Source organism: Sphingobium estronivorans (genome assembly GCF_008692605.1).
In the GTDB taxonomy this organism is placed as follows: Bacteria; Pseudomonadota; Alphaproteobacteria; order Sphingomonadales; family Sphingomonadaceae; genus Sphingobium; species Sphingobium estronivorans.
Genome location: NZ_LFCT01000031.1, coordinates 1 through 23,673, shown reverse-complemented (window position 1 = coordinate 23,673; position 23,673 = coordinate 1). Strand labels below are relative to the sequence as shown.

25 protein-coding genes are annotated in these 23,673 nt (G+C 61.4%); 14 read left to right on the top strand and 11 right to left on the bottom strand.

Annotated elements, in window-relative coordinates; all coding sequences use genetic code 11:
* Positions 1-51: 51 nt before the first annotated feature.
* Genes F7P65_RS19150 through F7P65_RS19135 form a run of 4 tightly spaced genes read left to right on the top strand, consistent with a single transcriptional unit; the run spans position 52 to position 2,670 of the window.
* Complete coding sequence (locus F7P65_RS19150) at positions 52-477, top strand: metallopeptidase family protein (RefSeq protein ID WP_150294640.1); 426 nt, start codon at positions 52-54, stop codon at positions 475-477.
* On the top strand, positions 474-1,079 hold the full coding sequence (ccmA, locus tag F7P65_RS19145) for a heme ABC exporter ATP-binding protein CcmA (protein WP_150294638.1): 606 nt from the start codon (positions 474-476) through the stop codon (positions 1,077-1,079). The genes F7P65_RS19150 and ccmA overlap by 4 nt, the downstream gene beginning before the upstream one ends.
* Positions 1,076-1,723, top strand: a complete 648-nt coding sequence (locus F7P65_RS19140) for a heme exporter protein CcmB (RefSeq protein ID WP_150294636.1) — start codon at positions 1,076-1,078, stop codon at positions 1,721-1,723. Before ccmA ends, F7P65_RS19140 begins: the two co-directional genes overlap by 4 nt.
* 50 nt (positions 1,724-1,773) lie before the next feature.
* A complete protein-coding gene (locus F7P65_RS19135) occupies positions 1,774-2,670 on the top strand; it encodes a DMT family transporter (protein ID WP_150294634.1) in 897 nt (298 codons plus the stop codon).
* Positions 2,671-2,706: 36 nt separating this feature from the next.
* Here F7P65_RS19135 and F7P65_RS19130 read toward each other — a convergent pair whose 3' ends face one another.
* Positions 2,707-2,991, bottom strand: coding sequence for a chorismate mutase (locus tag F7P65_RS19130; protein ID WP_150294632.1), 285 nt, complete (start codon positions 2,989-2,991; stop codon positions 2,707-2,709).
* A gap of 159 nt (positions 2,992-3,150) precedes the next feature.
* On the opposite strand from F7P65_RS19130, the gene F7P65_RS19125 reads away from it, so the two are divergent.
* The 7 genes from F7P65_RS19125 (at position 3,151) to F7P65_RS19095 (ending at position 11,639) form a co-directional block, all read left to right on the top strand.
* On the top strand, positions 3,151-4,179 hold the full coding sequence (locus F7P65_RS19125; protein ID WP_150294630.1) for a polyprenyl synthetase family protein: 1,029 nt from the start codon (positions 3,151-3,153) through the stop codon (positions 4,177-4,179).
* 33 nt (positions 4,180-4,212) lie between these two features.
* A complete protein-coding gene (locus F7P65_RS19120) occupies positions 4,213-4,992 on the top strand; it encodes a TSUP family transporter (RefSeq protein ID WP_150294628.1) in 780 nt (259 codons plus the stop codon).
* A 45-nt stretch (positions 4,993-5,037) separates the two neighbouring features.
* Positions 5,038-7,515, top strand: a complete 2,478-nt coding sequence (hrpB, locus tag F7P65_RS19115; protein ID WP_150294625.1) for an ATP-dependent helicase HrpB — start codon at positions 5,038-5,040, stop codon at positions 7,513-7,515.
* Positions 7,516-7,572: 57 nt separating this feature from the next.
* Entirely contained in the window at positions 7,573-7,851 is a 279-nt protein-coding gene (locus F7P65_RS19110; protein ID WP_150294622.1) for an NADH dehydrogenase ubiquinone Fe-S protein 4, read from the top strand.
* A gap of 114 nt (positions 7,852-7,965) precedes the next feature.
* Positions 7,966-8,208, top strand: coding sequence for an acyl carrier protein (locus F7P65_RS19105; protein WP_150294620.1), 243 nt, complete (start codon positions 7,966-7,968; stop codon positions 8,206-8,208).
* A 99-nt stretch (positions 8,209-8,307) separates the two neighbouring features.
* Positions 8,308-9,525 carry a serine palmitoyltransferase gene (spt, locus tag F7P65_RS19100; protein ID WP_150294617.1) on the top strand — a complete coding sequence of 406 codons (1,218 nt, stop codon included), beginning with the start codon at positions 8,308-8,310 and terminating at the stop codon, positions 9,523-9,525.
* Positions 9,526-9,647: 122 nt separating this feature from the next.
* Positions 9,648-11,639 (top strand): ATP-binding protein, encoded by a 1,992-nt coding sequence (locus F7P65_RS19095; RefSeq protein WP_205452183.1) that lies wholly within the window; start codon positions 9,648-9,650, stop codon positions 11,637-11,639.
* On the opposite strand, the gene F7P65_RS19090 is transcribed toward F7P65_RS19095, so the two are convergent.
* The 4 genes from F7P65_RS19090 to F7P65_RS19075 form a co-directional block, all read right to left on the bottom strand.
* Positions 11,596-12,471 (bottom strand): hypothetical protein, encoded by an 876-nt coding sequence (locus F7P65_RS19090; protein WP_150294612.1) that lies wholly within the window; start codon positions 12,469-12,471, stop codon positions 11,596-11,598. The genes F7P65_RS19095 and F7P65_RS19090 overlap by 44 nt on opposite strands.
* Before the next feature lie 341 nt (positions 12,472-12,812).
* Positions 12,813-13,112: a DUF938 domain-containing protein gene (locus F7P65_RS19085; protein WP_150294610.1), complete on the bottom strand. Its 300-nt coding sequence runs from the start codon at positions 13,110-13,112 to the stop codon at positions 12,813-12,815.
* Positions 13,113-13,316: 204 nt separating this feature from the next.
* Positions 13,317-14,480, bottom strand: coding sequence for a site-specific integrase (locus F7P65_RS19080; RefSeq protein WP_150294608.1), 1,164 nt, complete (start codon positions 14,478-14,480; stop codon positions 13,317-13,319).
* A 236-nt stretch (positions 14,481-14,716) separates the two neighbouring features.
* Complete coding sequence (locus F7P65_RS19075; protein WP_162854715.1) at positions 14,717-16,210, bottom strand: AAA family ATPase; 1,494 nt, start codon at positions 16,208-16,210, stop codon at positions 14,717-14,719.
* Positions 16,211-16,602: 392 nt separating this feature from the next.
* Here F7P65_RS19075 and F7P65_RS19070 point away from each other — a divergent pair, with 392 nt between their 5' ends.
* Positions 16,603-16,905, top strand: a complete 303-nt coding sequence (locus F7P65_RS19070) for a hypothetical protein (RefSeq protein ID WP_150294604.1) — start codon at positions 16,603-16,605, stop codon at positions 16,903-16,905.
* A gap of 89 nt (positions 16,906-16,994) precedes the next feature.
* On the opposite strand, the gene F7P65_RS19065 is transcribed toward F7P65_RS19070, so the two are convergent.
* The 4 genes from F7P65_RS19065 to F7P65_RS19050 form a co-directional block, all read right to left on the bottom strand.
* Positions 16,995-17,378, bottom strand: a complete 384-nt coding sequence (locus tag F7P65_RS19065; protein ID WP_150294602.1) for a hypothetical protein — start codon at positions 17,376-17,378, stop codon at positions 16,995-16,997.
* A 67-nt stretch (positions 17,379-17,445) separates the two neighbouring features.
* Positions 17,446-17,790, bottom strand: coding sequence for a hypothetical protein (locus F7P65_RS19060; RefSeq protein WP_150294600.1), 345 nt, complete (start codon positions 17,788-17,790; stop codon positions 17,446-17,448).
* Positions 17,791-17,900: 110 nt separating this feature from the next.
* Entirely contained in the window at positions 17,901-18,551 is a 651-nt protein-coding gene (locus tag F7P65_RS19055) for a DUF4230 domain-containing protein (RefSeq protein WP_150294598.1), read from the bottom strand.
* Positions 18,548-19,300, bottom strand: coding sequence for a hypothetical protein (locus F7P65_RS19050; protein ID WP_150294596.1), 753 nt, complete (start codon positions 19,298-19,300; stop codon positions 18,548-18,550). Before F7P65_RS19050 ends, F7P65_RS19055 begins: the two co-directional genes overlap by 4 nt.
* 446 nt (positions 19,301-19,746) lie before the next feature.
* On the opposite strand from F7P65_RS19050, the gene F7P65_RS22575 reads away from it, so the two are divergent.
* The gene (locus F7P65_RS22575) at positions 19,747-20,106 is read left to right on the top strand and encodes an excalibur calcium-binding domain-containing protein (protein ID WP_338053922.1); all 360 of its coding nucleotides are present in this window, start codon (positions 19,747-19,749) and stop codon (positions 20,104-20,106) included.
* A gap of 383 nt (positions 20,107-20,489) precedes the next feature.
* On the opposite strand, the gene F7P65_RS19040 is transcribed toward F7P65_RS22575, so the two are convergent.
* Complete coding sequence (locus F7P65_RS19040) at positions 20,490-20,984, bottom strand: hypothetical protein (RefSeq protein ID WP_150294594.1); 495 nt, start codon at positions 20,982-20,984, stop codon at positions 20,490-20,492.
* Positions 20,985-21,115: 131 nt separating this feature from the next.
* On the opposite strand from F7P65_RS19040, the gene F7P65_RS19035 reads away from it, so the two are divergent.
* Complete coding sequence (locus tag F7P65_RS19035) at positions 21,116-22,489, top strand: SIR2 family protein (protein WP_240334398.1); 1,374 nt, start codon at positions 21,116-21,118, stop codon at positions 22,487-22,489.
* Positions 22,490-23,406: 917 nt separating this feature from the next.
* Here the strand turns inward: F7P65_RS19035 and F7P65_RS22215 are convergent.
* Positions 23,407-23,673: hypothetical protein (locus F7P65_RS22215; protein ID WP_205452180.1), on the bottom strand; the 267-nt coding region annotated here is incomplete at its 5' end.

Here is a 23,673-nt window from a genome sequence, read left to right as displayed (position 1 = left end):
AGCCGTTAACGCATTTTCCCGATCTTCGGCTGTTTCCAGACGATTCGGAACATGCTTTATGTCTCCTCCATGGACGATGCCGGTCAACCTCCCCGTTTTGCGCCCAGTCGCGAGGATATTGAAAGCCTGGCGCTGAGCGCCCTGGCGCGCCTGCCTGAACCCTTCCGGGCGTATCTTGCCAATGTCGTGCTGTTCGTCGAGGAATTCGCCGACCGGCAGGTGTTGAAGGAGATGGAGATAGACGATCCCTTCGGCCTCACCGGCCTCTATACCGGGCGTCCCGTCGGGGAAGCGGCGCAGACCGGCGACCTGCCGCCGACCATTCACCTGTTCCGCCGCCCGCTGCTGGACGAATGGGTGGAAACCGGCGTGCCGCTCGACATGCTCATCACCCATGTGGTGGTGCATGAGATCGGCCATCATTTCGGCCTCTCCGACCTCGACATGCATGTTCTGGAGGACATGGTCACCCTATGAGCCGGGTGGGATTGCGCCTGTCGGGCGTCGCTTGCGTGCGCGGCGGGCGGCTGTTGTTCCGGGGCGTCGATCTGGCGATGGAACCGGGCGGCAGCGCTTTGCTCAAAGGCCCCAATGGCATCGGCAAGTCCAGCCTGATACGCATTTGCGCGGGGCTGCTGCGTGCCTCGGCGGGCATGGTGGAACGGCATGGGCGGGTCGCGCTGACCGATGAACGGCTGGCGCTGGACATGGAACAGCCGCTTCGCGCCGCGCTGGATTTCTGGGCGCGACTGGACAGAGCGACGGCACAGGCATTGGACGCGGCGCTGGAGGCGATGGCGCTGGAGCCGCTGGCGCAGGTGCCGGTGCGCATGCTCTCCACCGGGCAACGCAAGCGGGCGGCGCTGGCGCGGGTGATTGCGTCGGGCGCGCCGATCTGGCTGCTGGACGAACCGGGCAATGGGCTGGACGATGCCGCGCTGGGCCTGCTGGGCGATGCGGTGGCGGGGCATCTGGCCAGGGGCGGGATCGTCGTCGCGGCGTCGCACCAGCCGCTGCCGCTGGTGACGCCGGTGGTGATGGCCATGCAGGACCATGTCGCGGCGGAGGAGGGAGAATGACCGTCCTCCTGACGCTCGCCGCACGGGACTTGCGGCAGGCCTGGCAGTCGGCGGGACTGTGGCTGCCGGTCGCCTTCCTGTTGCTGGTGGCAAGCCTCTATCCCTTCGCGGTCGGACCCGATGCGGCGCTGCTGCGACGGACCGGCGGGGGGATGTTGTGGATCGCGGCGCTGCTCGCCAGCCTGTTGCCGGTGGACCGGCTGGTCGCGCCCGACCGGGAGAGAGGCGTTCTGGACCAGATCGCGCTGCGCGACATCGGGGAGGAGATGGTGGTCCTCGCCCGGTTGATCGCGCATTGGCTGGGTTTCGGCCCGGCACTGATGATCGCGACCTTGCCCGCCGCTGCGCTGCTGAAGCTGGACGGCGCGACCATCGCCCTGCTGGAGCTGGGCCTGCTGATCGGGACGCCTGCGCTGGCGGCGCTGGGGTTGCTGGTGGCGACGCTGACGGCGGGGCTGCGGTCGAGCGGCGCGCTGTCGGGCCTTTTGGCCCTGCCGCTGGCGGTGCCGTTGCTGATCTTTGGCGCCGGGACTTTGGGCGACGGCAGCGGGGCGGCGTTCAAATTCCTGGGCGCGGCATCGCTGCTGCTGGTCGCGATCACGCCCTTTGCCGGCGGGGCGGCAATCCGGGCCGGGCGGGAATAGTTTTAAATCACAACTCGACAGGCCCGCGCCGATAGGCCAAAGGCGCAGGCATGATTGCCGTCCTTGCTTCCATTTTCTTCGTCCTGATCTGGTCTACCGGTTTCATCGTCGCGCGGGCCATGGTTCCTCACGCCGCGCCCGAACTCATTCTCGCCATTCGCCTGACGCTGTCCACGCTGCTGCTCTTCGGCGCGGCGCTCTACGCGCGACAGGCTCTGCCGCGCGGGCGTCGGCTGGGGCTGCATCTGGCGGCGGGCGCGATGCTGCACGGCATCTACCTGACGCTGAGCTGGTGGGCGCTGAACAACGGCATGCCCGCCGGGATCATGGCGCTGCTGGGTGCGCTTCAGCCGCTGATGGTGGCGGTGGGCAGCGTCGCCTTTCTGGGCGACCGGCTGGCGGGGCGTGCCTGGGGCGGCCTGGCCATCGCGATTGTCGGGGCCGGCTGCGTGCTCCTCCCCGCCATCGAGCGGTCGGGCGCGGGATCGATCACCATCTGGCCGGCACTGGCCGGCATGGTCGCCGTGCTGGGCATGGCGGGCGGAACTCTGATCCAGCGGGGCGAGATTGCCGGGGACGGGATCGCGATTTCAGGCGCGGTGCAGAATGCGGGCGGCGCGCTGGTGGCGCTGGCGGCGACGCTGCTGGTCGGGGACTATCGCTGGGACGGCAGCCCGATGCTGTGGATCGGCCTTGGCTGGGCGGTGCTGGGGCTGTCCGCCGCCGGGCTGTCGCTGCTGGTCTGGCTGGTCCGGCATCAGGGGCCGACGCGCATGTCGATGCTGTTGCTGACGGTCCCGCCGCTGGCGGCGATAGAGGCGTGGCTGTTGTTCGGGGAGCGGCTGGGATCGGTGCAGATGCTCGGCTTCGCGCTGGCGCTGGGCGGGGTGATGCTGGGCCGCTCCACCCGACCCGCGCGCAGTCGGGAAATCGCCGAGCCGGCCTAGGCATCGTGAAAGCGATGCGACCTCAATCCATCAATCTCAGCCCTGTTGCTCGCGCAGCCGCTCATGGTGGCGGATCACTTCGTCGATGATGAAGCGCAGGAATTTTTCGGTGAAGTCGGGGTCCAGATTGGCATCGGTGGCCAATTGGCGCAGGCGCGCGATCTGGCGCTCCTCCCGTCCCGGATCGGCGGGCGGCAGGTCGTGCGTCGCCTTATACTCGCCCACGGCCTGGGTGATCTTGAACCGCTCGGCCAGCATGAAGACCAGCGCCGCGTCGATATTGTCGATGCTCTCGCGATAGCGCTTCAAAGTCTCGTCCACTGTCGTCCTCCGGCAGAGCATCGCTAGAAAAAGTGGGTACAGGTTTTCCGCCCGAGCGATGCGTCAATCAAATAACGCGCGCTTTTTGCCGCTTCCGGGCGCCCGCGCAAGCTATTCCCGCTTGCCTTTAGCATTTTGCCCCGCCACATGGCGCTTGTCATGACTGCACCCGCCACCGGCAATATCCATCCCATCGGCCGCGCCAACAGCGCGCCTTCGCTCGCTCCCATGATGGCGTTGGTCGCCGAGGGCATGAACCAGGTGAATGCCGTCATCCTGGACCGGATGCAGTCGCGCATTCCGCTGATTCCCGAACTGGCCGGTCATCTGATCGCGGGCGGCGGCAAGCGGATGCGGCCGATGCTGACGCTGGCCTGCGCCGATCTGGTCGGCTATGCCGGGTCGCGCCATTACAAGCTGGCCGCCGCCGTCGAATTCATCCACACCGCGACGCTGCTGCATGACGATGTGGTCGACGGGTCGGGCCTGCGCCGGGGCCGCAAGACCGCGAACATCATCTGGGGCAACAGTGCCAGCGTGCTGGTGGGCGATTTCCTTTTCTCGCGCTCCTTCGAGCTGATGGTCGAGGCGGAATCGCTGAAGGTTCTGAAGATCCTCTCCAACGCGTCCGCCGTGATCGCGGAGGGTGAGGTCAACCAGCTCACCGCCCAGCGCAAGATCGACACCAGCGAAGAACAATATCTCGACATCATCGGTGCCAAGACGGCCGCCCTGTTCGCGGCGGCCTGCCGGATTTCCGCCGTGGTGGCGGACCGTGACGAGGCGGAGGAGCAGGCGCTCGACGTCTATGGCCGCAATCTCGGCATCGCCTTCCAGCTGATCGACGACGCCATCGACTATGAATCGGACGGCGCCACCATGGGCAAGGATGCGGGCGACGATTTCCGCGACGGCAAGGTGACGCTGCCGGTGATCCTGGCCTATGCGCGGGGGGCCGACGAGGATCGTGCCTTCTGGAAGGCCGCCATGGCCGGCAATCGGGTGAGCGATGAGGACCTTGCGCACGCGACCGCCCTGTTGCGTCAGACCGGCGCGATCGACGACACGCTGGCGCGGGCGCGGCATTATGGCCAGCGCGCGATCGATGCACTCGGCATGTTCGACAATGGCAAGGCCAAGGCGTCGCTGACCGAAGCGGTGGAATTTGCGATAGCGCGGGCCTATTGACGATTTTGCGCGCTTCATTCGTTTGAGGAGCCCATGATCCCGTCTCCTGAAACCATCGTCTTCCTGATGGCCGCCGCGCTGATGGCGGGGTGCATCGACGCGATGGCGGGTGGCGGCGGGCTGATCGCCCTGCCCGCTTTGCTCGCCGCCGGCATTCCGCCCGTCCCCGCGGTGGCGACCAACAAGCTGCAATCCTCGCTCGGCACCTTCGGCGCCTGCATCGCCTATGCGCGGGCGGGGCATATGGATCTGAAGGCCTATCGCTGGCCGGTAATCGCTGCCTTTGCCGGATCGGCGGGCGGGGCCTGGCTGATCCAGCGGGTCGATCCGTCGATCCTGGCGGGGCTGATGCCCGCGCTGCTGATCGCGCTGGCCGCCTATTTCACCTTCTCGCCCAAGGTCAGCGAAATGGACCGGCACCAGCGGGTCGGCATGGCCGCGCTCAGCCTGCTGATCGGCGTCATCGGCTTTTATGACGGCTTTTTCGGGCCGGGCGCGGGTGCATTCTACACCACGATCTTCGTCGCTTTGGGCGGCCTCGGCCTGGTCCGGGCCACGGCGCAGACCAAGGCGGCCAATTTCGCCAGCAACCTCGCCGGGCTGCTCATCATGATCGTGGGCGGGCATGTGATCTGGATCGTCGGCCTCGCCATGGCGGTCGGAAGCATCACCGGCGGGCAGATCGGGTCGCGCCTCGCCATGCGCTTCGGCAGCCGGTTGATCCGGCCGCTGCTCATCGTCATGTCGCTGGCGCTGACCGCCAAGATGCTGCTGGACCCGAAGAACCCGATCCACGCGCTGCTGTTCGCCTGACCCGAAAGCTGAACCCCCAAGCTGAATCATTGCGTTGAAGCGCGAATGGCGCGAGAGGAAGCGGCGATGCACACCCCGCTTGCTCCCCTGCCCATCCATGCCGTGCTGCCCGAACTGCTCGCCGCCTTGCGCACAGGGCGCAATGTCGTGCTGGTGGCGCCGCCGGGCGCGGGCAAGACGACCGCCGTGGCCCCTGCCCTGCTGGATGAGCCATGGTGCACGGGACAGGTGCTGTTGCTCTCCCCCCGGCGTCTGGCGGCGCGGGTGGCGGCGGAGCGGATCGCCGAACTGATGGGCGAGCAGCCGGGCGGCACGGTCGGCTATGCGACGCGCATGGATTCGAAACAATCCGCCAGAACGCGGCTCCTGGTGCTGACCGAGGGGATTTTCGTCCGGCGGATTCAGGACGACCCGGAACTGTCGGGCGTGTCCGCCGTCCTCTTCGACGAAGTGCATGAGCGCAGTCTGGACAGCGATTTCGGGCTGGCCCTGGCCCTCGATGCCCAGAGCGCGCTGCGGCCCGATCTGCGGATCGTGCCGATGTCCGCGACATTGGACGGGGCGCGCTTCGCCGCGCTGCTGGACGGCGCGCCGGTGGTGGAGAGCGAAGGCCGCATCCAGCCGCTGGAGCTCCGTCATGTCGGGCGCGCATCGGAAAAACGGGTCGAGGACGAAATGGCCGCCGCCATCCGCCGGGCGCTGAGCGAGGAGGCCGAGGGCGATCTGCTCGCCTTCCTGCCCGGCGTCGCGGAGATCGAACGGACGGCGGAGCGGCTGGAGGGCGCGGGCGTGGAAGTCCACAAGCTGCACGGATCGCTCGACCCGGCGGCGCAGCGGATGGCGATCCGGCCTTCGCGGAAAGGGCGGCGGAAGGTCATTCTCGCCACCTCCATCGCGGAAACCAGCCTGACCATCGACGGCGTGCGGATCGTGGTCGACAGCGGGCTGGCGCGGCGGCCGCGCTATGACCGGGCGGCGGGGGTGACGCGGCTGGTGACGGAGCGAGCCAGTCAGGCGGCGGCGACCCAGCGCGCGGGCCGCGCCGCGCGCCAGCGGCCCGGCGTCGCCTATCGGCTGTGGGAAGCAGCGGCGACGGCGGGGATGCCGCCCTTCGACCCACCGCAGATATTGGAAAGCGATCTTTCCAGCCTGATCCTCGACTGCGCGCTCTGGGGGGTCGGCGATCCGGCGGACCTGCGCTGGCTGGATGCACCGCCCGCCGCTGCGGTGGCGGAGGCCCGCAAGCGGCTGACGGTGCTGGAGGCGCTGGACGCGGACGGGCGCATCACCGCGCATGGCAAGGCGCTGGCGAGCCTGCCGCTGGAGCCGCGCATCGGTCATATGCTGGTGCGAGCGGGCGAAAGGGGGCTGGCGGAGGTCGCGGCGGAGATCGCCGTGCTGTTGGGTGAGCGGGGCATTGGCGGGCAGGACAACGACCTGTCGCAGCGGCGGATACGCTGGCGGCGGGAGAGCGGAAAGCGCGCAGATGCGGCGCGGGGCCTCGCCAAACGCTGGGCCAGGCTGGTCAAGGCGGGCACGCCCGCCGTTGCTGCCGACCATGCCACGGGGCTTTGCCTGGCCCTCGCCTTTCCCGATCGCGTGTCCAGGCGCCGTTCTGGCGACGGCGCGGACTGGGCCAGCGTCGGCGGACGCGGTTTCCGGTTGGACCCGCTCAGTCCCCTGGCGCGGGAAGAATGGCTGGCGGTGGGCGAAGTGCAGGGCAGCGCGGCCGGTGCCCGCATCCTCTCCGCCGCGCCGATCAGCGAGGCAGACGTGATCGCCCTGTTCGGCGCGCGCATCGCGGAGCATCGCACCGTCCGCTTCCGCGCCGCCAATGCGGGGATCGAGGCGCTACGCGAACGGCGGCTGGGCGCGGTGCGGCTCTCCTCCGGCTCCGACGACCGGCCCGATCCCGAAGCCGTGGTCGCGGCCCTGACCGAAGGCGTGCGGCAGGGCGGGCTGGACCTGCTCCCCTGGTCGGACGCGGCACGGTCGCTCAGGATGCGCGCGGATTTTGCCGGGGTGGAGGCGCTGTCCGAGGCCGCGTTGACAGCGACGCTGGACGCATGGCTGCCGCCGCTGCTGCAGGGCAAACGTCGCCTGTCCGACATCGACAGGTCGCAGCTTTCCGGCGTGCTCGAAGGGCTGATCGGCTGGGACGGCAAGCAGCAGATCGACCGGCTCGCGCCGTCCGACTTCCGCTCGCCCGCAGGCAGCACTCATGAAATCGACTATTCAGCGGAAGGGGGACCGCGCGTCGAACTGCGCGTACAGGCCCTTTTCGGCCTCAGCGAACATCCGGTGGTCGGCAGCCGGCGCATTCCGCTGGTCCTTTCCCTCACCTCGCCCGCTGGCCGCCCGATCCAGACGACGCGCGACCTGCCGGGCTTCTGGGCGGGAAGCTGGAGCGCCGTCGCCAAGGAGATGCGCGGGCGCTACCCCCGCCATCCCTGGCCCGACGATCCGGCGGCGGCCAGCGCCACCTTGCGCACGAAACGCGCCGACGCCAAGGGCAAGCCTTGACTTGAGCGCGTCCGCTGGTGCAACGCAGCACCGCAATCCCTCAGGAGTCCCATCGCGATGAGCGCGCGCATCTATCAGATCCAGAAGAACGCCCTGCAATCCGGCAAGGCGCTGACCCATCAATGGGTGCTGGAATATGTGCCCGCCGAAGCGAAGCAGCCCGATCCGCTGACCGGCTGGGCCGGGTCCGGCGACATGAAGCAGCAGATCAGGCTGAACTTTTCGTCGGAGGCCGCGGCCCGCGCCTATGCGGAGCGCGAAGGGATCGCCTATTCGGTGATCGCGACCGCACCCAAGACGCTGAAGCTTCAGGCCTACGCGGATAATTTCCGCTAATATCCCCCGGCGCTCCTTTTTCGCGACAGTCATGCCCGATTGCCGCCTTATTCCCTTGCCAAAGAACGGCGCTTGAGGGCAAAAGCCGCCCTTTCATGGAAAGCACCACGGATAATGACGGATCGCCAGCAGATTTTCGACAGCGTTGTGAGCCAGATCGCGCCCTTCAACAAAAAGGGCGTGGAGCTGAGCGAAGCCACCACTTTCGCGGGCGATCTGGAGTGGGACAGCCTGACCGTGATGGATTTCGTCGCGGCCATCGAGGATGAATTCGACATCATCATCACCATGAACATGCAGGCCGAAATCGAAACCGTCGGCCAGCTTGTCGATGCCGTGGCGAAGCTGAAGGGCTGACGCCGCCTTGATCTATTCCGGCGCAGGCAGACAGGGCCTGCCCGTTCGCGTAACGTCCGCCGGGCTTTCCCCCGGACGAACGGCTATTGGGACCGCAATATGACCACCGAAACCCGCGACCTCTTTTCCAAATTCGATCCGCTGATCGCCGAGCGCGAGGCGCTGCTGGCGACCGGCGTGCGCGATCCCTTCGCGATCGTCATGGATGAGGTGAAGTCCCCGACCCAGGCCGTCATCAAGGGCAAGGACACGATCCTGCTCGGCACCTATAATTATATGGGCATGACCTTCGACCCCGACGTGGTCGCGGCGGGCAAGAAGGCGCTGGACGAATTCGGCGCGGGCACGACCGGCAGCCGCGTCCTCAACGGCACCTATCAGGGGCATAAGGAAGTCGAGGACGCGCTCAAGGACTTTTACGGCACGTCCGGCGCGATGGTCTTTTCGACCGGCTATCAGGCCAATCTGGGCATGATCTCCACGCTGGCGGGCAAGGGCGACTATGTCGTGCTGGACGCCGACAGCCACGCCTCCATCTATGACGGCTGTGGTCTCGGCAATGCGGAGATCGTGCGGTTCCGCCACAACAGCGTCGAGGATCTGGACAAGCGCCTGGGCCGCCTGCCCGCCGAGGCGCTGAAGCTGGTGGTGCTGGAGGGCGTCTATTCGATGCTGGGCGACATCGCCCCGCTGCCCGACATGGTGGCCGCCGTGCGCAAGCATCCCAACTGCATGATCCTGGTGGACGAGGCCCATGGCATGGGCTTTTTCGGCCCCAATGGCCGCGGCGTTTACGAAGAACAGGGCGTGGAAAAGGATGTCGATTTCGTCGTCGGCACCTTCTCCAAATCGGTCGGCACGGTGGGCGGCTTCTGCGTTTCGAACCATCCGAAGTTCGAGGTGCTGCGCCTCGTCTGCCGCCCCTATGTCTTCACCGCCTCGCTGCCGCCCAGCGTCGTCGCCACCGCCGCCACCTCGATCCGCAAGCTGATGCATGCGGGCGAGAAGCGCGCCCATCTGTGGAAGAACAGCCAGCGGCTGCACAAGGGCCTGACCGACCTCGGCTTCAAGCTGGGCACGGACACCCCGCAATCCGCGATCATCGCCGTCATCCTGACCGACCAGACGCAGGCGGTGGCGATGTGGCAGGCGCTGCTGGAACTGGGTCTCTACGTCAACATGGCGCGTCCCCCGGCGACTCCGGCGGGCACCTTCCTGCTGCGCTGCTCGCTCTGCGCCGAGCATAGCGACGAGCAGGTCGAGCAGATCATCGCAATGTTCGAGGCGGCGGGCAAGGCGACGGGCACGATCGGCTGATCGCACCGCCCTCCCGGCGCCTCGTCCAAGCGGTTATTTAACGCGACGGACCATCGCAGAAAATCGGAACCTTTCCCCTGCGGCATTTCTCGCGTAATGCTGTTCGTCTAACGTAACTGTCGATGACGGACGGCTTTTTCATGGATGACCAGGCGACCGGATGGAGGGCAGCGATACGCCGCTTTCTGCCGCTCCTGCTCGTGATCCTGCTGATCGGATCATTGGGCACGCTGCTCTACAGCGCCAGCAATGCGTCGCACGACCATCAGCAGGCGCTGGACGAACAGCGCCGCAGCTATGAAATCATCGCCCTCGCCCGCGCCTTCGAAGCGAAGACCGCGCGGGCGGAGGTGACGCTGGCCCGCTATGTCATCAGCCTCGATCCCGATACCGGCCGCCTGTTTCAGGACCAGTGGCGCGGCGCCGCCAGCCTGCTCAAGACGATGAGCTATGCCACGCGGCAGTCGGGATGGCAGCGGCACAATGTCCGCGCCCTTGAGATCGCCTTCGACCAGCGCGGCAAGACGCTGAGCGACATCGGCCTGCGCACCACCTATGACCAGAAGATGGCGGCGCTGGCCAAGTTCCACCAGGCAGGCAAGTCGGAGGATCTGCGGCAGATCACGCTGCTGCTGGACCGCGTGATCGAAGCGGAAAACGCCCGGTTGCAGGAACGCAGCCAGGCGGTGTCGCTGGCGGGCGACCGCAACGAATGGGTCGGCAAGACATCGCAGCTTTTCGGGCTGGTATTGCTGGTCTGCGTGCTGTTCGCGCTGTGGCTGGCCAACGCCGCCTATACCGAACGGCGCAAGGCCCGGCGGCAGGCGGATGACGAGACCGAGCGCGCCGACCGGCTGGAGGCGGCGGTCGCGGCGCGGACGGGGGAACTGTCCGAGGCCTATGAACAGTTGAAGAAGGAAACCGCCGAGCGCGCGGCGGCCGAGGAAAATCTGCGCCAGATGCAGAAGATGGACGCCGTGGGCCAGTTGACCGGCGGCATCGCGCATGACTTCAACAATATGCTGGCGGTGGTCGTCGGCGGGCTGGAACTGGCCAAGCGCAAGCTGCGCCTGAAGCCGCAGGAGGCGGGCCGCCATCTCGACAATGCGATGGAGGGCGCCAACCGCGCGGCCGCCCTCACCCGCCGCCTGCTGGCCTTCGCCCGGTCCGAACCGCTGCTGCCCAGCGCCATCGATCCCGACGCGCTGGTGTCGGGCATCGGCGAACTGATCGACCGCTCCATCGGCGACCAGATCACCATGGCCTTCGACAATGGCGCGAAGGGCTGGCGGATTTTCGTCGACCAGCATCAGATGGAAAATGCGATCCTCAACCTGTGCGTCAATGCCCGCGACGCGATGGAGGGACGCGGCCATCTGGTGATCCGCACCGGCCAGCTCCATCTGGCCGCGAACGAGATCGGCGAATGCGTCGAGGGCGACTATGTGACGCTGACCGTCAGCGACGACGGCTGCGGCATGACGCCGGACATATTGTCGCGCGTGTTCGAGCCCTTCTTCACCACCAAGCCGGTCGGCAGGGGCACGGGGCTGGGCCTCAGCCAGATTTTCGGCCTCGTCCACCAGTGCGAGGGCGAAATCCGCATCGAATCCGAAGTCGGCAAGGGCACCAGCGTCCACATCTACCTGCCCCGCCATATCGGTGCCGAGGGCGAGGCGAGGCTGGACGCGCACATGCCGGAACGCGAACCCGTGCTGCAACCGCCGACGCGCATCCTGGTGGTGGAGGACGATCCGCGCGTTCTCAACCAGACCATGGCGGCGCTGGCGGAACTGGGCCACCTGCCCGTCGCCTGCGACCATCCGTCGAAGGCGGCCAGGCTGCTGATGAGCCATCGCGACATCGGCCTGATCGTCAGCGACGTGCTGATGCCCGACATGACGGGGCCGGAAATGATCCGTACCCTGCCCGCTGCCCATGCCCATCTGCCGGTGCTGTTCGTCACCGGCTATGCCGGGGATACGGCCGAGCGGGCGGATTTCGCCGGGCATGAAGTGCTGCGCAAGCCCTATACGCTGGCGGCCCTGTCGCACGCGCTGTCCAACGCGCTCAGCGGATCGCACCGCCCCGGAACAGCCGCGGCAGCAGAGTAAGCGCGCCGATCAGCGGCCAGCGGCGCTGCCAGGGCTTGATCTCTATCCGGGTTCCGGCGTGGCGGTTGATCTTCCACGCAAGATAATCGATGCCGCCGGCATAGGTGAAGCTCGCCTTGGCGAGACGGATGACGGAGAGCCATTTGCCGCGCCGCTGAAGCTGGCGCCAGCGGGCGGGCGCGTCCGGTGGCGAAGGCGGCAGACCTTGCGCCAGCGCCGCCTCCCCGAAGCGGCGATAGCGGGTAGGGTCGGCATCGACGATCGAGAGCGAGCGCCCCTTCCGCTCCGCCCGCAACTCCGCATTGTAGGTCAGCGTGAAGCCCGCCTTCCAGAGCGACAGCGCGTCCGCCGCCTGCGCCATGGGGCGGGCCAGAGAGAGCAGGGTCGGCGCGGCGCCGGCGACGGCGGCGATGGCGCGCTGGCGGGCGAGATCGTCCGCTACCCAGAGCAGCCGCGCCGGCTGGGCAAAGCGCGCCCAGACCGAGACATTGTCGGCGGCGGGGCCGGTGAGGCGGGCGAAATCGGCCTCCGACAGCACGGCATATTTGGCGATCAGGCCATTATGTTCGAACGGAAAGACATTGGGGGGGATCGACCGATTGGCGGTCGCCAGCCAGCTTTTGCCATAAGCGGCGCGATAATCCGACACGATCAGATAGAAATCGAGCATCAGCCCGTCGAGATTCGCTTCCCGCAGGCAGGAGCCGTAGAACAGCACCGCGCGCGAGGCGCGGGGATATTTGGCCGCCAGAGCGCCCGCCATCGCCGCCGCGCGCGGATCGGCGGGCGCGGTGAGTTCGGCTGTCACGAGGGCGAGAAGGGTTTCGGGCATCGGTCCTGCTTTGGCGGCCCCTATTCCTGCGCGGGCAGGAGGCCGGTCCGCCGTCTGATCTAGGGTGTGTGGGGATTCAGCCCATGGCGGGCTGCAAATGGCGGCGTTCTGCGCTTCCGGTCCTCACCTACTTTAAGTACGCTGCGCGCCGGTTCTCGAACGCCACCATTTGCGCCTCACCCTGAACTCAATCCCTACACACCCTAGAGCATCGTGCGGAAAAGGGGGAACCGGTTTTCCGCAAAAAACGATGCGACCACAAAGATTGAGAGCGCGCGTCCCGCGTCGGATTGAACACAGCGCGCGTCAGCGCATTGCTTTCGCAGGCGCGCGACCGTCTTTCAATCCCGCCGCCGAAAAAGCAATGACAGGTTGTTGGCAGGCATTTCCACCAGACGGTCGAGGCGCAGTCCTTCGGCGGCGGCGGCGACCATCACATCCTCCACCCGGCGCAGGCCCCATTGCGGATCGCGCGCCCGGAGCGACGCATCGAAGGCGAGATTGCCGGGCGCCGTTTCCACGCTCTCCCGCACATAGGGGCCGTAAAGGTAGAGCAGGCCCTTCGGAGGCAGATACGCCCCCGCCCCCCGCAGCAAACCGAGCGTCGCCGCCCATGGGCTGATATGCACCAAATTAGGCATCGGATTTCCTTTTCTGAGCTTTTTCAACGCGCTCCCGGTCGTTTTTGGCCCATCCGGCATCATGACCCAACGCCTGCCCAACCTGTGTGGCGTCCGGTTCAGCCCGCGTCCACTTGAAAGCGCGTTGCCACTGCGATTCTGAAAACGCTGCCCATCGCCCGCCCAGATCACCCAGCGAAGCGCAATCCGAGCGGCACGACAGAATCAGGCGGTCCAGTCGATTCCCGTTGCCGCCGCACCAACGTCAGCCGCGAGCAGCAGCGACTCCTGACTGAGGTGCGAGTAGCGTTGCGATGTGGTCACGCGAGCGTGCCCCAGAATCTGCCCGACAACATAAAGCGACTGGCCGTTCGATATAACGTTGCTCGCGAAGGTGTGGCGCAAGTCGTGCAACCGCACGTCCGGCACTCCCGCTTCGATTCGCGCCTTGTTCCAGACGTAGAAGACGTCCTTGTAAGGCAACTTCGTCTGCGGGTTCGGCACCACGAAGGAGCAGCCCTCCCAACGAGGCACCTTTGCCAGCACATCCAGAGCAGCTTGCGACAAGGGCACATGCCGCGCCTTGCCGTTTTTGCTGTGCGGAATCCGCCAGCGCCGCTGTTCCAGATCGAAATGCTCCCATTTGGCGTCGAGCAGTTCACGCTTGCGCGCACCCGTCAGCAACAGCAGCGGCACGATGAAACGAAGCTGCCGATTCGGACTGGCCTCAATCGCCGCTTTCACCCGTTCCGTTTCAGCCGCCGTAAGGTATCGCTCCCTCGCATTGTTCGCCTGAAAGTGCGGGATCGTGCCCAGCGGGTTCACCTCCGCGCCGGGGATTTTCCATTGGGCCGCAAGCTTGAACATGTACCCCAAAACGACATGCAGGAAGTTGACCGAAGCGGGAGACAGCCCTTCCTCGACCTTCTTGCGAAACCAAGCGGCGATCGCCTCCGGCTCCAGTTCGTCCAGCCGCATCCGGCCGAACCTGGGCAAGATGTGGTTGCGGAGCGCCCGTTCATCATTGGCGTGGCTGCGCTTGTAGTTACGAACATAGTCGAGGTAACGGACGGACAGTTCCTGCACGGTCGGCACCAACCGCTTGGCCTGCTTCTCCTCCAAGGGATTTTCGCCGACCACCACACGCGACCGAATCTTGGTCGCTTCGCGCTTTGCCTTTTCAAAGCTGATGTCTGGATAAGGCCCGATCCGCATCTGGCGCAGACGGCCGTAACTGTCCTTGTAGCGAAGGTGGAACGACTTCCCGCCGTTCGCCCGGACCTCCAGGATGAAGCCCGAGAGCTTGTCCGAATAATAGTCCACCTTGCGCTTGTCGGGCGGACAGGTGGCGGTCAGGACGAAGGTGGCGTCCATTGATACAACAGGCATTGCGATTTTCCTTTCCAAGTGTCGATAGTTCAGGGCCGCCAGACGTCGCCGAGGCCGGATGGGAGTGGAGGTGCGGGGCGGCCGGGTCGGGCCTCCTGGGTTTGGCGAAACGGCAAATCGCCAAGGCTATGCGGCTGAGGGACCGCCCCTCCCCGCCGACGACAGGTTTCCGTCGCCCCCTGCGCCCGCGATGGACACAGAAAGCTGGAAACCTGACGGCCGCCGGGGCGACGACATCAGTCGGCGATGCGGTAGACCTTCGCGCCGCGCGCCTGCACCGAGTAGGTCCAGAGGTTGCCTTCGTACCGTTCGATCACCTGCACGGCAGCACGCCTGCTGATCTTGAGGCGTTCGGCTACGGCGACCGCGAGGAACATCTTTTTGTCGATGCCCTCCGCAATGCAGGTGAAGACCATATCCACGATGGTCTGGTCATCAGCTCGACGGGCGCTGGCGGTGATGCGCTCCATCTGATCGGCATCGACCAGACGGACCGAAGCCAGAAGCTCATCATAAGACTCGGGATCGGCGGCGAAGGCGTAAGCCTCATCGGCACCCCCGCCCCGTTTCTTTTTGCCTTCGAATTTAACGACTTTCTCGCCGGTGGCTTCGACGTCTACGGCTTCGCTCAACATGTAGACTGCGTCGCTATCTTCTATGAGGTCGGTGGTCCCACCGTAAACCGCCTTGCCGTTGGCGTTCGGGTTCTTCCTTGTGTGTGCCAGACTAAGACAGGTGCCACCCTTCTGGGTGAACCGACGAACCGAACCGGCGAAGATTGCGGTTTGCCGCTTGTCCATCACGTCAACGAACTTCTTGATTGTGTCGATGATGATGACGACGCCCCGGCAACGATCCTCAGCGGCCATTTCGTCCAGCCGACCGGCCAGCATAAACGGCTCAAACCCGTTTTCGCCGGGAATGAGCGTATGGACACCAGCATCATCGAGCAGGCGGGCCTTCTCGGCGATGCCGTTCCCGTTGTCGTCGGCATTGAGGTAATAGGCGTTGCCAGCCAGAATATGCCCGGAGCGGACAGCCTCCAGCAACAACGCCAAGGCGATCAGCGTTTTGCCGCTATTGGGCGGTGCATACCAGACCGTAGCCTGACCCAGCATGGCGACATTGCCTAAAAGCGGATGGAGCTTCAGCGCCCGTTCTTCGAACGATGAAGCAGACCCTCGCACACTCATTTCGGCAAGAGGCGTGTCCACCAGTTCCATGGCTGGCGGATCGGCATCGCCATTCCCTTCTTCGATAGGCAGACTGATGATCGCGAGATCATCCATCGATCCACCAAAGTGACCGCGTTCCAACTTTTCACCGACAGGCAGGAGGATAGTGTCGCCCGGACCGATCGCCAGAATGCCTTCAGGTAGCACTCCGGACCAATCGCTGATGCTTTCGCCATCCGCGAGGCGGTAAAATGATCCGGCTGGTAGCCAAAGCATCGGTGCAGCGCCCAGGGAACGGAGGAAGCTGCTAAGTGCACCATCGAATTCCGCACTGGCGGTGCGGAAACCAATGATACCGTCAGGAACCACCGCACCTACGCGATCGCGCGGATGCTCCACGAAATGATCTTTGACCGCAGACCCGGAATAGTTTGCGCGCCATGTGTCTGCCTCAACAGCGGCGACTGGTGATAATTGTTTGATGGGGATGATCTCCAGGCCGAACTCGACCCAAAAGTCTATGCCGCCCGGAGGGGCGGGATTTGATGATGTCATATTATGCCTCCGGCTGGCCCTGCAAGAGCGCCACCGCATTGGATGTTTTGGTGATGTCCCGATGGGCATGATCGGCAGCGCCAGACCGCCTTGGCGATGGCTGGATTGAACCCGAACGCCATTTGCCCATAGGGCTAAGTAAACCGAGTCTGGAGACTGCCTTATTTCAAGATGTTAGCCGGAAGGATGTCGCACCCATTTGCGTGGCCTATCTGCCCTATGGTGAACCCCTTGAAATCCGGGACGGGCACTTCCAAATGGCGCTGATCTGGCTTTATCGGCCGGTGTAGTCTTTCGGCTTCGCCTTCTACCTGCCTTTGCGCCGCATGGCGATTTGATCCGAGCAACCCGCGATCATCTCAAACGTAGCTTTGGATATAAGGCGTGATTTAATGAACATTGATGTAGCTGAAGTACTGAAGGCCAGTGCAGACATTATCTTGTGGATTGAAAACGGTGACGACCGCCAATCCTTACTTCACATCAACGCAATACAAATTGCGGCCAGAATACGCGCCATAACGGCTTTCACGCCAATGACACAGGAGGACTTGTGTTATTATTTCCGCCGACGCGGCTTCGGGAACACCGTCATGATTGAGTATATGCTGAATAAATTTTGCAGGCACTCGACCAGAAACTATCTCTGGGACCGGGACGAGTTCGGACGCTTTTTCCCTGCCGCCAACAATTGAAGGTTGATAACTGACTTGGGGGCGGTCGCCATGCCGCCCCCTTTTCATGCCTCCCCGGCAACCGCCTAGGTGGCCAGCCTGCCAGCTTTTCAGCTTTCCGCACGGCACGCAGCCCGGATTTCTGGAAAGCTGGAATCCTGAGCCTCCTCGATCAGCAGCACGACGGCCCAGCCGCCGTTGCCGATGCAAAAGACCATCTCGAACCAGCCTCCGTGGTTGTGCAGAATGTCCCAGCGCCGGATGAAGCCGGGCGCGCCATAGCGTAGGCCATCATGCTCTAATGGAGAAAAGCCTATGTCGGCGACCAGCATGGCCTCCGTGTCTTCTGCTGTGAGCACCACCAGATGGGTGTAATCGCCCAAGCCATCGGCAAGGATGCGGTTGATCCGCAGGCGGAGCAGGCCTTGAATGGTGCCCGGCAATGGCTGGACCAGCGCGCGCCGTAGCGCGAATGTGTCGGAGAATGAAAGCATGGATTCCCTCCAGATAAAAAAATAGCGCCCCGAAGGACGCCGCTTGCTGATGAGGTATGATTTTGGGTCAGGCGTGTTCGCGGCAGAGCGCCAACAGCCTTGGGTCGATCCCTTCCCGATCAGGGATCAGGATGATGTGGCCAAACCCGTCGTCGGAAAGGATGAAACACAATTCCCAGGCATCATCATGTCGTTCGCACGATTCCCAGCTCGGCACGTAGTCGGGATGACCGAATGCCAAGCCGTCAACGAGGTTGATTGTTGGATCGGGCTGAATGTCTTCCGGTCGGTCTCCCGGCTCCACGATGATGAAGGTGGCAAGATCGCTGTATTCGCCCAGCTGATCCAGCCGGGCATTGCGCACATCGGCCAGAACGCCGTGATAGGCGTCAGTATGTTTGAGGATAATCATAGGTGTGTCCTTTCCGGACAAAGAAAAACCCGCCCGGAGCTGGTCCGAACGGGTTGGTTTGGTTGATGGTGGATAAAATCAGTGCTTCAGGGTGATGCCCTTTTCGGCAATCATGTTCTTCCCTTTCCTTCGAACGCCGCGACAACCTTCACGTCCGGCTGCCCAGCAATACGGAGTGGAATTTCAAAGTAGGTCTGGATGTTTGTTCGGGCGTTGTTTTTGGCTACGTCAATCAGACCCTTTCCTTGAGCCTGCTTGATCATCGCCCTTCGCGCGCTGACGTAGTTGAGCTTGCGCAATTCCTCGACTTCATCTTCGCTGAAGGTCAGAATGCCCCCGTTGATCGTGGTGGCTTTCTCCGGCTCAAAGGCAACGTCACCCATCTCCAGCGGAGGCAGCTTCACGGTCACGAGCTTCGCCTGCGCATTGAACGCCACATTCGCCATCGTCAGCTTCGACAGGTCGATATAGTAGTTGACCACCGCCGGAACTTTGAGTTGCTGCCGCCCTTCAAAGATGATCCAGCGCGAGCGGGCGACCGCGACATCGGCCGCGCCCTTGTATGAAAAGACCAGAAGTTTGTTGTCCAGGCGCAGGCTCTCGACCGTGGCCGACAGCACCTTTCTGGTGTCGGTTCGGAAGAAGCCTTTGTGGACCACTTCATTGTCGAGGATTTCCTTTGGCGCGACCCAGTAGCCCAAAGCGAAGGTGCAAGTCCCAAGCAGCATCACGGCAGGAACACTGATCTGCGCACCACTCATTGTTCGACGAGTCCCGCCCTCGGCTCATTGATTATTTCTTGGAAATTATTGCCATTGAAATAATACCATCTTCTTTGATAGCCTACATATCCGCCAAATGCATTTTTCGCGTTGATGTCACATTCGACGACATAGCCGTAGCGGCGAGGTTCAAGGGGCAACTTGATCCATAGCGGCGCGGAAACTTCGCTGCATTCGAGCTTCGCGGAATCATAATCCAATAGACTGCCCTTGAGATGGGCTTTGATGACTCCGATGGCCGTTTCATAAGTAGGTTTCGGATAAAGCGGTTTGCCATCTATCAGTCGGAGGTCTGTAGTGCCATCACAGGCGGCAGCGGAGACTTCCTTGACCTTTTCATAGGCACCGGGCGCAGTCTCGAATTCGGTGATGAACTTAGCGCCCGTTCGGCGAAGAAAATCAGGCATGCCATCATGGGAGCAAAGGCTCCCGGCCCAGCTGGCCATCCGCGCTTTGACCTTCTTCTCCGCTTTCTCACGAGATGCTCCCGCCGATGGTTGAAAGCGTATTGTCAGTGACCGATCACCAAAGATCACTTCACCTACTTTCAAAGTACCATCATCAAGGTTGCGCACTTTCGCTGCAGCAGCTTCAAACGCAGTTTGGACCTCTGGTGGATTATTGACGGGTTGCGCTCGCACGATTTCGGCAGCAAGGCTGATGAGAAGGAAGAGAGCCAGCGCCTTGGCATATTCATGGCGATTCCGCTTTGCAGGTTTGCGCTTCATGTTCGTTTCCATTTGCATGAGGAATTGAACCGGACCCGGACGGGCACGGCTGAACAGGCGATCGCTATTGCTGCTGATAATCCACGTCTCGCCCCCGCTTGAAAGGCGACCTTCGGCTTCAACCTCGTGTCACCCCTATGTGCCTCTTGGAGCGACGGCCGAAGCCGGATGTTAGGAACCTGATCAGAGAGCAGGCGCATGCGCCTTTACCGTTACCGGCTGGACATGCGCGCATGCCACCCGGCCTCCAAAATCTGGCGACCGAGTTCTCTGAAAAGGGGTTCCTACGCCCCACCCTCCGGCTTTCACGGAAGGCAGGACTTTTCTGGCGGGATTAGAGCAGCTTCGCAATAGGCGTTTGAATTCGCCTGTTCATATAAGATGGCGGATTTGTCGCGCGGGCAAAGCGTAGCAATTGCTTTACGATCCCAAGTTATGGACGATCCATGCGCCAATCACACATCATCCTTGCTGGTGCCCTAGCTGTCGGATTGGTCGGCGGGGCCATGTTGCCGCGAAACGTTCCCGCGCCACGTGCTGAACCCACCGATGCAAGTTGGAAACCGCGCAACACGATCAAGCGCGAGCAACCAATGACGGCTGCTGACCTGGACGGGCAACAACCCGACGCCATAGCCTTCGCGCCGAAACGACAAGCGCAAGAACCGGCTTCGTCGTGGTCATATCGCAATTGTCGAGAGGCCCGTGCAGCTGGTGCAGCGCCGCTATATCGCGGCCAACCTGGCTATGGCTCACATATGGATGGTGACAGTGACGGAATTGCTTGCGAGCCTTATCGGCGATAATCCTAACGCGTGTTGTTTCCGCGCTTGAACGCGGGATTTGCTATGTCGGCTCAGCGCCCGCCGGACTGTAGAGCAGACTTACGCCCATTCTCGGTCATGGGATGCGAAAAACGGCATGATTCATCTTCCCAGCGCATGTCAGGCTCGCCCCATCTCTCCCCACGCTTCACCCATTGGGTTGCTGTAGGATCAAGCCAAAGGTACATAAACTAGGCAGTCTCCCGGCCATAAGCCGAAAGGCACTTTCGCTAGGTTTTTCAGGAAGTTCCTACTGAAAGGCTGGTGCCGCTTACGTGACTCGAACACGTGACCCCCGCATTACGAAAAATCAAAGGGTTACGCCGACATACCTGCTACGGTTGTTACAAACCTTTGTAGCATCCCTAGGGCCGCATGCCCAGTTCATCCTGAGCAAGCTTCTCTAACTCTGGTACGATCCGCCGCATTACGCTTGAACAGATTTCAGAAGACTCTGGTGGGATGAGGTTCGGATTGCTCGCCTCGCCTAGTTCTCGGTTCATTCTTTCGTATTGCCCAATGAAAGGACCAGAAAGCATGAGCCGCTTGGCATGGAATGCCATTCTGGCCTCATGAAAATGCTCAATCATCTGGGATTGAGCCTTCTTGTTACCCTCGCTAGCGTCCCATCCATGGGCATCATCGCGATATCCTTCGTCGATATGCTCCGCAATTGCGCGAGCGCGATCAAGGCTCCCTATGATTTCGGTGTAAGCTTCACGTCTCAAATCCCATGACCGTTCCCGCGAATATCTTTGACGCTCGGTACGCTGGATCAGAAGCGTAGTGATACTTGAGATCGCGCCTCCTACAACGACACCAGACAGGCCGATTAATGCTGCTTCGATTTCAAAAGCCATAGCCGCTTTGGTATGACGAAACGGACTTGCAAAACAACCTCCACAAATCCGATCATCGATAGACCGCTCAAGGAAATTGGCCTGAGCGAACCGGATTGACGCTGCGCATAAGCCATTGCAGATATTACGGCATGACAACGACAAGCAGCGCAACCTCAGATCAGGAAACCTCATACCGCCAGAAGGCGAGTGACGCTATTCGCGATCTCCTGATGGAATTTGAGTGTCAGCCTATCCTGTTTGTAGGAAGCGGAATTCCCCAAAGGTATTTCGGCGCACCAACTTGGCGAAACCTGCTTAAGTCACTCGCCACCGCTCTTCCCAACGGGGAGCAGCAATTCGACTATCTTCGGCAAAAACATGAGGATGATCCGGTCAAAATCGGCACAGAGTTATCCGAACTATTTTTCGAATGGGCTTGGAAAGAAGGTAAACCTAACTTTCCTGATGAATTCTTCAAGTCGAACACCCGAAAGGACACGTTCATTAAATATATGGCGTGTGACCTACTGTCGTCTATGACCCCTCTATCGACTAAAGATGTAAAAGGGTTCGATCGGGAAGTTTCATCATTATCTGATATTAAACCACACGCTATTATTACGACAAATTATGATCTATTTCTTGAGACAGTTTTCGATGGATACGCGCCGGTAACGGGGCAGACAATTCTTAAGTACAACACAAATAGCTTTGGTGAAATATTCCATATTCACGGAGATATATCCGACCCTTCTTCTATCGTTCTTACAAAATCAGATTATGACGAGTGGACCGAAAGAAAGAAGTATGTTTCAGCAAAGTTGCTCACTTATTTTGCTGAGCATCCTGTTTTCATATTTGGGTATGGTCTTGGCGACGATAATGTCAAAGCCATCATGCGCGACATTGGTGAACTGGTCGCTGATGAGAGCGGTCTTATTCCGAATGTGTACCAGATAATCTGGCAGGCAGAACCGGTAGGGAAGCATCCGCCGGATCAGGCCATCTTTTCGGTAGATGGTAAAGATTACCGAACAAGAGCCATTTACACCAACGAATTGAAGTGGATTTTTGATGCTCTAAAAAGCCAATCGGCTTTAACCTCTATAAATCCGAAATTAGTACGCGCACTTGCTGCACGGACAATGAAGTTAATTCGGCATGATATCCCTTCTGGTAGCGTTGCAGTAGACTATGATGTTCTTGAGAGGGTTGCTCAGGATAAAGATGAGCTTCCTAAGCTTTTAGGAATTACGGTTGTGGACAATCCCAACCAGTCTCATCCTTATACCATAACTCAGGTAGCTACGCGATTGGGACTCAAAAATTGGCAAGAAGTCAACAAGGTCCTAAACAGAATCAAGGAAGAGAAAGGCATAGACCTTCGATCCTTTGACAATCGCTATCATTGCAAAATCAAAACGGGTACCAAGGAAAGTAGCAATACTCGGAAGTGGTCTCATGAAGCGGTCGATCTTGTATCTCATATCATCCAAGGAAACGAATATGAGATAACCGTCTAACATTCAGGGTAGCTGCGGCGTGTGAAGTCTATGAAGCTCTACAGAAGGAAAGAATGGCACTCTTTCGCAGAGGACGTCATTAAGCTTCATGAAGGCCGATGTACACGCTGCCTAACCACAAGACAGCAAGGGTCCGTTCTACAAGTCCATCATCCATCTTACATAAGCGGAAGGAAACCTTGGGAATATAGCTATTCCGAATGCGAGGTTTTGTGCAGGGGATGCCATGCAAAAGAGCATGGTATCATCATGCCGACCGTGGGATGGGAATTTATAGGCCGGGAAGACCTCGGCGATCTAAGCGGAAACTGCGATTACTGCGATACTGAGCTTAGATATATCCACCTTATCACTCACCCCAATTGGGGTTCATTGGAAGTTGGAACGGATTGTTGCGACCAGTTAACATGTACAACAATAGCTAGCGAATATCACCGTGAGCACAATAACCGAATAAGGCGTCGAAAAAGCTTTATAGAATCTCCCCGATGGTTCAGGTTTAATAATTCCTTTTCAATAACATATAGGGAAATATTTTTAGCGATTAATAGGATTAACGAAGGCAGGTATCGTCTTTCCCTCAACAATATAGAAGGGAAGATAGAGCATGCCAGTTTTTTAGATGCTCAGGTTTGGGCTTTTGATTTCATAGAAAACGGCCAAGCATCCTCATATTTGGCAGAGCGCGCACGCAAAGTTCGGGAGCGGCAGACGGAGCAAAACTCTGGAACTGCCGGTACGCGCCGCCGATCAACGTTTCGACGAAGGCCCCCTGCTTCTTGAAGGCGCTATCGCAATGCCGACATTTGAAGCGCCTCCGCTTCACCAACAGCAAAAGGCCCTGCCGTATATGGCAAGGCCTTTTTGATGCTCTGGCGCGTGATATTACACGGTTTTCCTGCCATATCGCGGTGGTTTCAACGCGATGCCCGCTCCCGATTTATGCGGTCGAGCTTTTCTCTGACCGCCGCGATTGCAACAGGGTCAAAATCACCATCTTTCCAGCAAGACCGGGGAACAGGACGCCGATCATGGTTAGAGCAGCCGGCGTTTTCGCAAGCGGCGGTTTGCTCTAAGAAGGTACCTGCCGATCCTTCATCGTAATTACAATCTCTACACTTTCCGATCACGCATTCTTTGTAAGTCTTTTTTGGCATATTGTCCGTCGTCAGAACATTTGGCGC